The following is a 12,100-nucleotide window of genomic DNA, read 5'->3' as shown; positions in this document are numbered from 1 at the left end:
CCACCATGACATTCGATCTGCGCCTCGACACCCTGAGCGCCGCCTATGCCGCCGGGACCCGGACCCCACGCACGCTCATCGCCGAACTCCGGGAACAGGCCGCGGCCCTCAACCCCGAGTACCACCTGTTCATCCACCTGCTGACCCCAGCCGAGCTGGAGCCCTATCTCGCCGCCCTGGACGATCGCGATCCCGCCGAGCTGCCGCTCTATGGCATCCCCTTCGCCATCAAGGACAACATCGACCTCGCCGGCATCCCCACCACGGCGGCCTGCCGGGCCTATGCCTATGTGCCCGAACGCTCGGCGACCCTGGTGGAACAGCTGGTCGCCCTGGGCGCCGTGCCGCTGGGCAAGTGCAATCTCGACCAGTTCGCCACCGGCCTCAACGGCACTCGTTCGCCCTACGGCGCCTGTCGCAACAGTGTTCACCCGGACTATCCTTCCGGCGGCTCCAGTGCCGGTTCGGCCCTGGCCGTGGCCCTGGGTGTCGCCAGCTTTGCCCTGGGCACCGATACCGCCGGTTCCGGGCGCGTGCCCGCGGGGCTGAACAACCTGGTGGGCCTCAAGGGCAGCAAGGGACTGCTGTCCACCGCCGGCGTGGTCCCTGCCTGCCAGACCCTGGACTGCGTGACCTTCTTTACCGCTACCGCCGCCGAAGCCAGCACGCTGCTGGCGCTCACCGCCCGCCCCGATCCGCGCGATCCCTACAGCCGCGCCAATCCACAGTGGAACGACGCCAGCGCCTTCGGCCGCCCGCGGCCCTTCCGCTTCGGCGTCCCGACCCAGCTGGAATTCCTCGGCTGCCCGGAAAGCCCGGCGCTGTTCGCGGCGGCCAAGGCCCAGCTGGAGGCGCTGGGAGGCGAAGCCGTGCCGCTGGATCTTGCGCCCTTCCTGGACGCTGCGCGCCTGCTCTATGAAGGCCCCTGGGTCGCCGAGCGCTATAGCGTGGCCGGCGCCCTGGATCGAGGCCGAACCGGACGCGGTGCTGCCGGTGATCCGCGCCGTGCTGGAAAAGGCCCCCGGCACCACGGCAGTGGACGCCTTTCGCGCCGGCTACCGCCTGCAGGCGCTGAAAGCCCGGTGCGACACCCTGCTCGCCGAACTGGATTGCGTCCTTACCCCCACCTATCCGCGCCCGGTGACCCTGGCGGAACTGGCCGCCGAACCGGTCACCCGCAACGCCGACCTGGGTTACTACACCAACTTCATGAACCTGCTGGACTACGCCGCCGTGGCCGTGCCGGCCGGCGTCATGGCGAACGGCCTGCCCTGGGGCGTGACGCTGTTCGGCCGGGTCTTCACCGACCAGTACCTGCTGAGCCTGGCCGCGGCCCTGCAGGAAGCCCAAGGCCTGGCGCTGGTCGGCGGCGCCCTGCCACACGCCAGCCTACCGACGCGTCCCGCCCGCCATGACCGTGCCCGCCTGGTGGTCTGCGGTGCCCATCTGCAGGGGCTGCCCCTCAATGGCCAGTTGCTCGCCCGCGGTGCCCGCCGCCTGGCCCTGACCCGGAGCGCGCCGCACTATCGCCTCCACGCCCTGGCCGGCGGCCCGCCGCTACGCCCGGGCATGGTCCGGGTCGCCGAAGACGGCGCCGCCATCGAGGTGGAGGTCTGGGAGCTGCCCAGCAGCGAACTGGGCAGCTTTCTCACCGGCATCCCCGCTCCGCTCGGCCTGGGCAAGGTGGAACTGGCCGATGGCAACTGGGAAACCGGCTTCATCTGCGAGCCCTATGGCCTGGCGGGAGCCGAGGACATCACGGCGCATGGTGGGTGGCGGGCGTGGTTGGCGAGTCGCAGCGCCGTTTAGGTCGGGAAACGAGCTAGGCGGCGAAGCCACCGTATCAGCCAGGATGCGCAGCGCCGCTTCTAACCGCCGCTGTGCAAGCGGTGGACGCAAGCACCCGTCTGCTGTTCATGAGCTTCTTTCAAGCCGCCATGAGCTGCGGGCGCTAGCCGTACCCGTGGCCGCCTGCTATCAAGGGTGTTCGAAGCCGCTGACCGTTGCTGGGCAGTGGCGCCTCCTTGCTTGAAGATCGAAACACCCTCATGCCTCTCTCCTGCACCGACCGCTACGACCTTCCCCTGTCCACCCCTTCCGCCCGCGCCGCCGAGCGCTATCAGGCCGGCATAGATCTCTTGCTGTCGCTCTGGCCCGGTGCGGCGGAAGCGTTGGACGAGGCCATCGCGGCCGATCCTGGCTTCGCCCTGGCCCATGCAGCGCGGGCACGGCTGCAGCTGATCGACAACCAGGCCGGCGCTGCCCGGGAGACCATCGCCCAGGCGCAGCGGCTGGTTGAGCGACATGGCACGGAGCGCGAGCGCAGCCATGTCGAGGTCGTGCGGCGGCTGATCGCCGGGGAAGCCGCCCAGGCCCTGCAGGGCGCGCTGGAACACGCCGGGCGCTGGCCGCGCGACATCCTGATCCTCGGCCTGCCGCTGGGGGCCTTCGGCTTGCTGGCGTTTTCCGGGCGTGCCGATCACGACCAGGCGCGGGTCGACCTCTGCGAGCGCCATGCCCGCCATTTCGCCGCGGATGACTGGTGGTTCCTGACCTACCGCGGCTGGTCCCACGGCGAGAACGGCGACGTGGTCCGCGGTCGGGCGCTTGCCGAGCGGGCGCTCGAGCTGCGCCGCCACAACGTCAACGCGGCCCATGCCCTGACCCATGTCCTGCACGAGTCCGGCGACAGCCAGGCCGCGCAGGCCCTGATCGCCGGCTGGCTGCCCGAGTACCCCCAGCACGGTACCCTGCATGGCCATATCGCCTGGCACGGCGCCCTGGTGGCCCTGGAACAGGGTGACAACGAGGGCGCGCTGGCCCTCTATCAGCGCTTCGTGGCGCCGGCCGCGTCCACCGCCGGCCCACTCAATCGGGTCAGCGACAACGCCTCCTTTCTCTGGCGCCTGGGCCTCTATGGCCATGAGGTGCCCGTCGGCCTCTGGCAGGCCACCGCAGCCAGCGCGGATGGGCTGTTCCAGCAACCGGGGCTGGCCTTTGCCGATGTCCATATGGCACTGATCGCCGCGGCGACCGGGGATCGTCGGGCGGTGGAAACCCGCGTCGCCGTATTGGAAAGTCGTCTGCGCGACGGCGTCCTGCCCGCCGGGCCGGTCGTCCCGCTGCTCTGCAGCGCCCTGCTGGCTTTCGCCGAGGAAGATTATCTAGCTTGTGCCCGGCTGCTGGAGCCGCTGCGCGCGGACGTCCCCCGCATCGGTGGCAGCGGCGCCCAGCGCGAGGTGATCGAAGACACCCTGCTGGTCGCCCTGCTGCGCGGGGGCGAACAGGGCAAGGCCGCGGCGCTGCTGGACGAGCGGCTGCACCGCCGGCCCACGACCCGGGATCGGCGCTGGCAGGCCAGCCTGGCGCTCCCTCGCTAGGACGCCCATCTAGCCGCCCTAGCGAGGGAGCGGTAAAGCCTCTATCTCTGTAGATGCAAATTCATTATATTTGCCTCTACAGATTGGAGAATACTATGTCCCAGGTTGCCATCGTCGAGCAATTTTCGAAAAGCGAGAGCACGATTGGTCTAAGGGCAGCGCTCAAAATCCTGGAAAGATGGCAAGCTTCCAGCGAGCAGAGTTGCCGGATCCTGCGCATCTCACGCAGCACCTATACCCGAGCGTCGCAGCGGGACAGCGAATGGGCGGTGAGCCTGGATGCCGATCAACTGCAGCGTGTCAGCCTGGTGCTGAACATGCATTCCGCGTTGCGCCTGGTTTTCGACAACCCGGAAAACGTCTATGGCTTCGTCGCCATGGCCAATCACAATGAATTCTTCAATGGCCGTTCGCCGCTGGAGATAATGGCCCAAGGCGACATGATCTCCCTCTATGAAACCTTCCGGCGTATCGACGTCCTGCGCGGTGCCGGATGGTGAAGCTGGAGGACCTGCCCCTGCTGGCCGATGAGCGTCTACAAGGGCATCGCCTGGTCAACTCCAAATTCCCGCCCATCCACCTGTTCGACGATGTTGCCAATGCCGAAGATTTCGCCGTGCTCCATCAGTTACAGGTGTTGACCAACCCGCGCCTACAAAACGAACTGGGGCGTCTGGAGCTGATTCCCCGAGAACAGATTCCCTTCGGCATCTCGGGTTGCTCCTATGCGACAGCGCCCTTCACTCATGTCAATCCAGAGGGTTCGCGCTTCAGCGATGGCACCTTCGGCTTTCTCTATCTGGCCGACCATCCCGATACCGCCCTTGCCGAAGTCCACCATCATCAGAAGGCCTACTGGTCGAAGGTGCCGGCACTGAAGTACGAGCGTTTCGTCTTCCGTAATCTTTCGGTGAGCTTCTCCGAGAAGGGGGTACGCGACGCTCTGGTGCTAAAAGCAGCAGACCCTATCCATGATCCCTTGGACTACAGCGCGGCGCGCAGTCTGGGCGCCGCCGCCAAACGCGCCGGCTGCCCAGGTCTGCGCTATCGCTCGGTACGCCGCCCCGGCAGCCATTGCTGGGCGCTGCTAACCCCGCGCCTGGTCACTGCCGTGGTCCAGGCGGCGCCGGTTGAGATGATCTGGAATGGCGGCATCATCAGCGTGAATCGCCTCACCGCCGTGCCGGGCGAGTCGGACTGATCTGACACCGACCCCTCAGGCGTGGGTCAGATACCAGCGCCAGTCCTGCTCGCCCACCTCGGCCATGAATTGCCGGTACTCCGCGCGCTTGATCGCCAGATAGACCTCGATGAAACCCTCACCCAGCGCCTCCCGGATCCAGCTGGAGCGCTCCAGCGCCTGCAGCGCGGTGAGCCAGTCGGTGGGCAGGAAGTCGGTGGCCTGCTCGTAGCCATTGCCGACGATGGCCGGCCCCGGGTCGCGTCGGTCACGGATGCCTTCGTGGATGGCAGCGAGGATGGCCGCGGCGGCCAGATAGGGATTGGCATCGGCGCCGCAGATGCGGTGCTCGATGTGGCGACTGCTGGCCGGACCTCCAGGTAAGCGCAGGGATACGCTGCGGTTGTTGACTCCCCAGCTCTTGGCCAGCGGCGCATAGCTGTTGGCCTGGAAACGGCGGTAGGAGTTGGCGTTGGGACAGAAGATCGCCAGGGCGTCCAGCATCCGGTGCTGCATGCCGCCGATGGAATGGCGCAGCAGCGGCGTGCCCTGCGGGTCCTCGCTGGCATAGAGGTTATTGCCCTCGGCATCGGCCAGGCTGACGTGCAGGTGCAGGCCACTGCCCGCCTGGTCGCCGAACGGCTTGGCCATGAAGCAGGCCTGCAGGCCGTGGCGGTTGGCCACGCCCTTGACCAGGCGCTTGTAGCGAATGCCTTCGTCGATGGCCTGGAGGGCGTCGAAGCGGTGCAGCAGGGTCAGTTCGAGCTGGCCGGGGGCGTATTCGGAGATGGCCGTGCGCACCGGCAGGCCCTGCACCTCGCAGGCGGCGTAGAGGTCATCGAGAAACGGCTGCAGCTGCTCCAGTTCGTAGACCCCGTAGACCTGCGGCGAGCCGGGTCGCACGCCATTCATCTGCAGCGCGGGTTGCGGCCGGCCCTGGGCGTCGCGGGTGCGGTCGAGCAGATAGAACTCCAGTTCCACCGCCATCACCGGCTGGACGCCGTCGGCCTGCAGCCGTTCGATCACCCGTACCAGGGCGTGCCGGGGATCGGCGGGCGTGGCCGGCAGCCCCTGGGTCGGGTGCATGCTCACCTGCACCTGACCGGTCGGGGTGCTGCGCCAGGGTTGCAGGGTCAGACTGCCGGGCAGTGGATAGGTCCAGCAGTCGACATCGGCGACCTCCCAGACCAGACCGGTGGCTTCGACGTCCTCCCCCTGCAGGGTCAGCGCCAGGATGGAGCTGGGCAGCGGCCGGCCCTCTTCGTAGATGGCCAGCAATTCGTCCCGGTGCAGCAGCTTGCCGCGGGGCACGCCATTGGCATCGATCAGCATGAGTTCGATGCTGCGCACCTCGGGGTGGGCGGCGAGGAAGTCGCGGGCTTCCTGGGCGTCGGCGAAGTTCATGACTGACACTCCCGGGCGCCGGGCAGCGCCAGGAGTTCGGCGAGGCCCTGGTCGAGGGTGGCGAGCAGTAGATCGACGTCCGCCGCAGCGAGGTCCGGGCAGCACAGGGTCATGTTGTGGAAGGGGGTGATGAGGATGCCCCGGTTGATCAGATAGAGGTGCAACGCCTGCTGCAGGCTGTCATGGAAGGCGGCTTCCGCCTCGGCGCCGGTGGTGGGCGGCGTGGCGCAGAACTGGAATTCGCAGCGGGCGCCCAGCTCCGTCACCGACCAGGCCAGGCCATGGCGGGCGATCACCGCGCGCAGACCGGCGGCCAGTCGCGCTGCCAGCGGCAGCATCCGTTCGTAGGCGGCCGGCGTCGCCACTTCCTCCAGGTTGACTCTCAGGCAGCGCATGGCCAGGGCATTGGCCGACAGCGTGGTGCCCATGCCGCTGTGCCCATGGCCGTGGCTGGTCTCGCTGGCGTGCTGCTGTGCCAGGCGCATGGCCTGGGCCATCTCGTGGCTGCAGCCATAGGCCGAACAGGGCACGCCCCCGGCGATGGGTTTGCCAAAGGTGATGAAGTCCGGCTGCAGATTCCAGGCGCGGGTACAGCCGCCGGGGCCGGTGGACAGCGTGTGGGTCTCGTCGATGATCAGCAGGGTGCCGTATTGCCGGGTCAGGGCGCGGACCTGGTCCATGAAGCCCGGGGCGGGCAGCACCATGCCGATGTTGGTCATGGCCGGTTCGCAGATCAGCGCGGCGACGTCGCCCTTCGCCAGCGCCTCCTCCAGCGCCGCCAGGTCGTTGAAGGGCACGGCCCGGCTGGTCTCGGCCAGGTTGTGCGCCTGGCCGATCAGGCCGCCGCGGTGCACGGTGCGACCCTCCTGATGGCGCACCATGACGTCGTCGACGGTACCGTGGTAGCAGCCGTCGAACACCAGCAGCACCTTGCGATTGGTGATGGCGCGCGCCCAGCGGATGACATAGCGATTGGCGTCGGTGGCGGTGGTCGCCACCTGCCAGAACGGCAGGCCGAAGCGCTCGGCGAGCAACTCCCCGGCGACCACGGCATCCTCGCCGGGCAGCATGGTGGTGAGCCCGCGCGCGCCCTGCTCTGCCAGGGCCCGGGCGATGGGCGCCGGCGAATGGCCGAACATGCTGCCGGTATCGCCCAGGCAGAAGTCGATGTACTCGTGGCCGTCTACATCGTGGAAGCGCGAGCCCTGGGCATGGCTGACGAACAGCGCACTGGGCATCGACCAGTCGTTCATCCAGTGCATGGGCACGCCGCCGAACAGCGAATGCCGGGCCCGCTCGGCCAGGGCGAGGGATTGGGGATTGCGCGCCAGGAAGCGCTCGCGTTCGGCCGCGACAAAGGTCTGGACGGCGGCTTCGCTGATACCACTGGTGGTCATGTCGGACTCCTCTTGGGGTGGAGGGCGGCTCGGCCCGGGCTCAGTGCCCGGCCGAGACGCCGCAATCGATGGCCAGGTCGGCGCCGGTGATGGAGCGGGCGGCGGGTTGGCACAGGAAAAAGGCCAGTTCGGCGACTTCCTCGGGTTGGATGAAGCGCGCCTGCTCGCCTTGCGGATACTTCTCCAGCAATTCCTGCAGATAGGCGGCGGGATCGCCATTGCCGTAGCGCTCTGCCTGAAAGTTCAGCATGGGCGTCGCCACATCGCCGGGGGAGATGCTGTTGCAGCGCACCCCGCTGGGCGCCAGATCCAGCGCCAGGGCCTTGGTCATCAGGGTCACCGCGCCCTTGCTGGCGCAGTAGACGGCGGCATTGCGATTGCCCTGGCGGCCGGCATCGCTGCTCAGGTTGACGATGGCGCCGCGGGTGTCGCGCAGCGCGGGAATGGCCGCGGCGCAGAGAAAGAAGCTGGCCTTGAGATTGACGTCCAGCACCAGGTCGAAGTCTTCCTCGCTGAAGGTCTCGGCCGGGCCTTCGCGCCAGACGCCGGCGCAGTTGACCAGGGCGTCGAGGCGACCGAGGCGGTCCAGGACGCTGGCGACCACCTCCCGGCTCGCGCGGGCCTGGCGCAGGTCGGCGGCGTGCTGGCCGGCAAGGTGGCCGTCGGCCTGGAGCGCCGCCAGGGCTGCGCCGTCGAGATCGGTGCCGAAGACCTGCCAGCCCGCCTGCAGGAAATGCTCGCGCACCGCCCCCCCGATGCCACCCAGAACCCCACTGACCAGTACAACCGGCTGCATGTCAGGCCCCCTTGTTTTCGATGCGGCTGTTGCCGCCGTCCACCACCAGGTATTCCCCGGTGATGTAGCTCGCCTCGGGCGAGGCCAGGAAGGCCACCGCCGCCGCGACCTCGGCGGGGCGGCCGGCGCGACCCACGGGGACCCGCGTCGCCGCCTGCAATTCTTCCGGCAGGCTGGAAGCGGTTTCGATCCAGCCGGGGGCCACGGCGTTGACCGTGATGCCCTGCCCGGCCACCTCCAGCGCCAGGCTCATGTTCATGCCGACCATGGCCGCCTTGGCCGCGCTGTAGGCCGCTGCCTGCGGAATGCCCGCCCGGGTGCCGGTGGCGGAACTGACGTGGACGATGCGGCCATAGCCGCGCGCCTGCATGCCGGGCAATACGGCACGGGTCAGCAGGAAGGCCGTGGTCAGGTTGCGCGCCAGGGTCATATTCCAGTCGGCCAGGGTCATCCGCGCCACCTCCACCAGGGGCTCGGGACTGCCCTGCATGGTCATGCCGGCGTTGTTGACCAGGATGTCGATGCGGCCCCAACGCGCCTCGGCCCACTGGCAGAAGTCGCCAACGGCGGCCTCCTCGGTGAGATCCAGGGCCTGACCTTCAGCGGTAAAGCCGGCGGCGCGCAATTCCGCCACCCGCTCCGCGATCCGGGTGCTGCTGGCGGTGACGAGCAACCGTGCCCCCGCCGCGCCCAGGCGGCGGGCTATCGCCATGCCGATGCCGGCTTCGCTGCCAGCACCGCTGATCAGGGCCACCTGGCCCGCCATCGACTCGCTCATGTCGCTGTCTCCGTTGTGGTCTGACTGGACTCTAAGCCTGTCTGGCTGATACAAAAAGACGATCGTTATCAGCGAAATTGACAACCATGGCCTTTACCAGCGAAACGCTTCGGGTATTCCTCGCCGTGATCGACGAGGGCTCCTTTTCCGCGGCGGCCCGCGTCCTGGGGCGGGTGCCGTCAGCGGTGAACATGGCGATCTCCCAGCTGGAGGCCGAGCTGGACCTGGTGCTGTTCGATCGCGCCACCCGCAAGGCCTTGCCTACCCCCGCCGCGCGCGCCCTCGAACCCCAGGCGCGGCAGGTGGCCAGCCAGCTCAACCTGCTCGACGCCCATGCCCTGCAATTGTACGCCGGGCTGGAGCGGCGCTTCGTGCTGGTGATGGCGCCGGAGTTGCAGACGGGTGCCTGGAGTCGGCCGCTGGTGACCCTGGCCGAGGAATTTCCGGCGCTGGAAATCGAGATCCGCTCGGCGGCACGCGCCGAGGCGATCCGCCTGCTGCACGATGGCAGCGTCGACCTGGCGCTGATCTTCGAACGACCGGGGATCAACGAGCAGGAAGGTTTCGCCGAGGCCGGCAGCCAGTTGCTCACGGCGGTGGCGGCGCCCGGCTACCCCTCGACCCGCACCGGTCGACCTCTGGGCGAAACGCTGATGGCCGATACCCGTCAGATCGTGGTGGCCGGCGGCGACCGCAACGCCTCGGACCCGCAGATCGTGCTGTCGCAGCGGGTCTGGCTCACCGACAGCTATCTGGCGACGCTGGACCTGGTGCAGGCCGGGCTGGGCTGGGCCTATCTGCCTCACCCACTGGTGCGCCCACTGATCGCCACCGGGCTGCTCGAACAGGTGCAATTCGACAACATGGCCAGCCAGATCCGTCGCTGGATCGACGTCATCTGGATCAAGAACCGCCCCCAGGGCTTGGGCGCGCGGCGTTATTTGCAACTCCTGCGGGAGCAGATCGGCACCAAGCCTGAATAGTAGCCTTAGCGCCCTTCGGTGAGCCGCTGCAGCAGTTGCACACGCCGCGCCTGGTCCGCGGCTTCCTTGGCCTGGGCCAGTGGCAGCAAGGCTGTGGCCCGCGCGGGCGACAGGATGAACAGGCCGTCGTCGTCTCCCAGGGCGAGGTCACCGGGGCAGACGAGCGTCTCGCCGAGCTGGAGTTCGACGTCCAATTCGCCCAGCGCCTCGCCGCCTTGGGTGGTGACGGCGCTGATGCCGCGATGGAAGACCGGCAGACCGAGTTGGCGAAGCGCCTGGATGTCGGTGATGGCGCCGCTCACCACCACGCCGGCCAGGCCCTTGACCAGGGCCGCCAGGGTGCGCAATTCGCCCCAGCAGGCGCAGTGGGGATCGCCGACGGCCTCGATCACCAGGACGTCGCCCGGGCGACTGGCGATCAGCGCCTCGCGCAACAGGGCGCCGTGGGGCAAGGGAATGCGCGCCGTCACCACCCGGCCCAGCAGGCGCGCGCCGGCTACCGCCGGCTTGAGCTCGGGCAGGTAACCCGTACGTCCGAGATGACCCAGGGTCGAGGCGGAAATCTCGGCGTAGCCGGCGATCAGCGCGGCCGGCAGCTCGTTCAGGTGGCTGGGCATACGGCCTCCCGGGGGCGGATCAGCGGACAGTTGGAGCAGTATTCGGCAGGTGCCGTGGCCTGGTAGTAGAAGCAGCAGGTGCGCCGGAAGCGGACGGGACGTCCCACGGTACTGGCCGTTGCAGGCCGGCGGAATTGCGCCAGCGGATTGGTCTCCAGTCCCAGCTCCGCCGGCGTGGCCGCCAGCAGCCAGGCGAAGTCCTCGGCGCAGCGGGCACGAATGGCCGGATCGGCCAATTCGGCAAGGCGCCGGTCGTACAGCGAATAGAGCCGCACCGCCGCGTTCTCCCAGAGGATGCGGGGCGAGACGCGGCCAACCTGCGCCAGGGTCTCCCAGAGCGGCCGCAGCAACTCGCCGAACAGGGTGCGGGCCAGCAACGCCCGGGCAGTGGCATGATCTTCCACGGCAGGCAGCGGCCGGGTATCGCTCAACGGCAGGGCCGATCGCCAGCGCCCCTGGGCGTGGCCATCCTCGATCCAGACATTGCCAGGCGTCAGGTCCAGGCGCCGGTCATAGGCCGACAGGGCGTGAAAGGCCACCCCGGTGGTAAGGAAGCCCAGCCGTTTGGTCAGCAACGACGCCGCGACCCGCCGCGTGGGGGCTTGCATGCGCGCCGCCAGATCGTCGAGCAACTCGGCGCAGCGCGCGGCGTCCAGCCAGGCGGCGACCGGCTGGCTGTGCTGCCCATCGCGCTCGCTGGCTTCGCGCAGGCCGAAGGTAGCGCGCAGCTCGTCCCGTTGGGCACTGTCGAAGGTGAGCCTCAGGCACATGGCGGTACCTCGCGACCGAAGGGAATGCACAGCGGCGTGCCGAAATAGGGATCGGCGATGATCCGGCATTCCAGGGCGAACACCTCCCGTACCAGGGCTTGCGTCAACACCGCCGCGGGAGCGCCCTGGGCGTAAGCGCGACGCTGGTGGACGGCGACCAGGTGATCGGCATAGCGGCAGGCGAGATTGAGGTCGTGCAGCACCATGACGATGGTCTTGCCCTCCTCCCGGTTCAGCTGGCGCAGCAGGTCCAGCACCTCGATCTGGTGCGCCAGGTCCAGGTAGGTGGTGGGTTCGTCCAGCAGCAGGCAGTCGGTATCCTGAGCCAGGGTCAGGGCGATCCAGGCGCGCTGGCGCTGACCGCCGGAGAGGTCGTCCACCGGCCGCTCCGCCAGCGCCAGCAGGTCGGTGAGGCGCAGCGCCTTGTCCACCGCCGCGGCATCGTCTGACGACCATTGACGCATCCAGTTCTGGTAGGGATAGCGGCCCAGGCTGACCAGCTGCCGCACGCTGATGCCCTCGGGTGCCACCGGGGTCTGTGGCAGGACCGCCAATCGCCGGGCCAGGGCGGCGGTGGACTGCCGGTGGATGTCCTGGCCGTCGAGCAGCACCTGGCCCTGGCGCGGTTCCAGCAGCCGGGCGCAGGCCTTGAGCAGGGTGCTCTTGCCGGAGCCGTTGCTGCCAATGAGGACCGAGACGCGACCCGGTGGTAGGTCGAGGTCGAGGGCCTCGATGATGGTCTGGGTGCCGTAGCCGAGGGTCAGGCCGCGGCTGGCCAGGGTTGCCATGAAGCCT

11 protein-coding genes and 1 pseudogene are annotated in these 12,100 nt (G+C 68.6%); 5 read left to right on the top strand and 7 right to left on the bottom strand.

What is annotated here, in order from left to right:
• Positions 1-5: 5 nt before the first annotated feature.
• The 4 genes and pseudogenes from atzF (at position 6) to QE444_RS13785 (ending at position 4,581) form a co-directional block, all read left to right on the top strand.
• Positions 6-1,809: pseudogene (gene atzF, locus QE444_RS13800) on the top strand (allophanate hydrolase).
• Between the two features lie 239 nt (positions 1,810-2,048).
• A complete protein-coding gene (locus QE444_RS13795; protein ID WP_309739174.1) occupies positions 2,049-3,380 on the top strand; it encodes a tetratricopeptide repeat protein in 1,332 nt (443 codons plus the stop codon).
• Between the two features lie 95 nt (positions 3,381-3,475).
• A complete protein-coding gene (locus QE444_RS13790; protein ID WP_309739172.1) occupies positions 3,476-3,880 on the top strand; it encodes an antitoxin Xre-like helix-turn-helix domain-containing protein in 405 nt (134 codons plus the stop codon).
• Positions 3,874-4,581 (top strand): RES family NAD+ phosphorylase, encoded by a 708-nt coding sequence (locus QE444_RS13785; RefSeq protein ID WP_309739169.1) that lies wholly within the window; start codon positions 3,874-3,876, stop codon positions 4,579-4,581. Before QE444_RS13790 ends, QE444_RS13785 begins: the two co-directional genes overlap by 7 nt.
• A 15-nt stretch (positions 4,582-4,596) precedes the next feature.
• Here the strand turns inward: QE444_RS13785 and QE444_RS13780 are convergent, their stop codons facing one another.
• The 4 genes from QE444_RS13780 to QE444_RS13765 are packed head-to-tail and all read right to left on the bottom strand — an operon-like array spanning position 4,597 to position 8,935.
• Positions 4,597-5,964 carry a glutamine synthetase family protein gene (locus QE444_RS13780; protein WP_309739166.1) on the bottom strand — a complete coding sequence of 456 codons (1,368 nt, stop codon included), beginning with the start codon at positions 5,962-5,964 and terminating at the stop codon, positions 4,597-4,599.
• A complete protein-coding gene (locus tag QE444_RS13775) occupies positions 5,961-7,361 on the bottom strand; it encodes an aspartate aminotransferase family protein (protein ID WP_309739164.1) in 1,401 nt (466 codons plus the stop codon). Before QE444_RS13775 ends, QE444_RS13780 begins: the two co-directional genes overlap by 4 nt.
• 40 nt (positions 7,362-7,401) lie before the next feature.
• Complete coding sequence (locus tag QE444_RS13770; protein WP_309739162.1) at positions 7,402-8,157, bottom strand: SDR family oxidoreductase; 756 nt, start codon at positions 8,155-8,157, stop codon at positions 7,402-7,404.
• A gap of 1 nt (position 8,158) precedes the next feature.
• On the bottom strand, positions 8,159-8,935 hold the full coding sequence (locus QE444_RS13765) for an SDR family NAD(P)-dependent oxidoreductase (RefSeq protein ID WP_309739160.1): 777 nt from the start codon (positions 8,933-8,935) through the stop codon (positions 8,159-8,161).
• Between the two features lie 86 nt (positions 8,936-9,021).
• Here QE444_RS13765 and QE444_RS13760 point away from each other — a divergent pair, with 86 nt between their 5' ends.
• Complete coding sequence (locus QE444_RS13760) at positions 9,022-9,918, top strand: LysR family transcriptional regulator (RefSeq protein WP_309739158.1); 897 nt, start codon at positions 9,022-9,024, stop codon at positions 9,916-9,918.
• A 5-nt stretch (positions 9,919-9,923) separates the two neighbouring features.
• On the opposite strand, the gene QE444_RS13755 is transcribed toward QE444_RS13760, so the two are convergent.
• Genes QE444_RS13755 through QE444_RS13745 form a run of 3 tightly spaced genes read right to left on the bottom strand, consistent with a single transcriptional unit; the run spans position 9,924 to position 12,093 of the window.
• Positions 9,924-10,535, bottom strand: coding sequence for an RraA family protein (locus tag QE444_RS13755; RefSeq protein WP_187979255.1), 612 nt, complete (start codon positions 10,533-10,535; stop codon positions 9,924-9,926).
• Entirely contained in the window at positions 10,520-11,305 is a 786-nt protein-coding gene (locus QE444_RS13750; protein WP_187979254.1) for an IucA/IucC family C-terminal-domain containing protein, read from the bottom strand. Before QE444_RS13750 ends, QE444_RS13755 begins: the two co-directional genes overlap by 16 nt.
• Positions 11,296-12,093, bottom strand: a complete 798-nt coding sequence (locus QE444_RS13745; protein ID WP_285386690.1) for an ABC transporter ATP-binding protein — start codon at positions 12,091-12,093, stop codon at positions 11,296-11,298. Before QE444_RS13745 ends, QE444_RS13750 begins: the two co-directional genes overlap by 10 nt.
• Positions 12,094-12,100: the final 7 nt, after the last annotated feature.

Source organism: Pseudomonas sp. SORGH_AS_0199 (assembly GCF_031453735.1).
GTDB lineage: Bacteria > Pseudomonadota > Gammaproteobacteria > Pseudomonadales > Pseudomonadaceae > Chryseomonas > Chryseomonas aestiva.
This window is presented reverse-complemented; position numbering and strand designations above follow the sequence as displayed.

What these genes read in the sequence shown, in the direction of transcription:
- QE444_RS13760 (WP_309739158.1), top strand. Translation starts at nt 9,022, where the DNA reads ATGGCCTTTACCAGCGAAACGCTTCGGGTATTCCTCGCCGTGATCGAC.
- QE444_RS13795 (WP_309739174.1), top strand. Translation starts at nt 2,049, where the DNA reads ATGCCTCTCTCCTGCACCGACCGCTACGACCTTCCCCTGTCCACCCCT.
- QE444_RS13775 (WP_309739164.1), bottom strand. Translation starts at nt 7,361, where the DNA reads ATGACCACCAGTGGTATCAGCGAAGCCGCCGTCCAGACCTTTGTCGCG.
- QE444_RS13750 (WP_187979254.1), bottom strand. Translation starts at nt 11,305, where the DNA reads ATGTGCCTGAGGCTCACCTTCGACAGTGCCCAACGGGACGAGCTGCGC.
- QE444_RS13755 (WP_187979255.1), bottom strand. Translation starts at nt 10,535, where the DNA reads ATGCCCAGCCACCTGAACGAGCTGCCGGCCGCGCTGATCGCCGGCTAC.
- QE444_RS13770 (WP_309739162.1), bottom strand. Translation starts at nt 8,157, where the DNA reads ATGCAGCCGGTTGTACTGGTCAGTGGGGTTCTGGGTGGCATCGGGGGG.
- QE444_RS13765 (WP_309739160.1), bottom strand. Translation starts at nt 8,935, where the DNA reads ATGAGCGAGTCGATGGCGGGCCAGGTGGCCCTGATCAGCGGTGCTGGC.
- QE444_RS13785 (WP_309739169.1), top strand. Translation starts at nt 3,874, where the DNA reads ATGGTGAAGCTGGAGGACCTGCCCCTGCTGGCCGATGAGCGTCTACAA.
- QE444_RS13790 (WP_309739172.1), top strand. Translation starts at nt 3,476, where the DNA reads ATGTCCCAGGTTGCCATCGTCGAGCAATTTTCGAAAAGCGAGAGCACG.
- QE444_RS13745 (WP_285386690.1), bottom strand. Translation starts at nt 12,093, where the DNA reads ATGGCAACCCTGGCCAGCCGCGGCCTGACCCTCGGCTACGGCACCCAG.
- QE444_RS13780 (WP_309739166.1), bottom strand. Translation starts at nt 5,964, where the DNA reads ATGAACTTCGCCGACGCCCAGGAAGCCCGCGACTTCCTCGCCGCCCAC.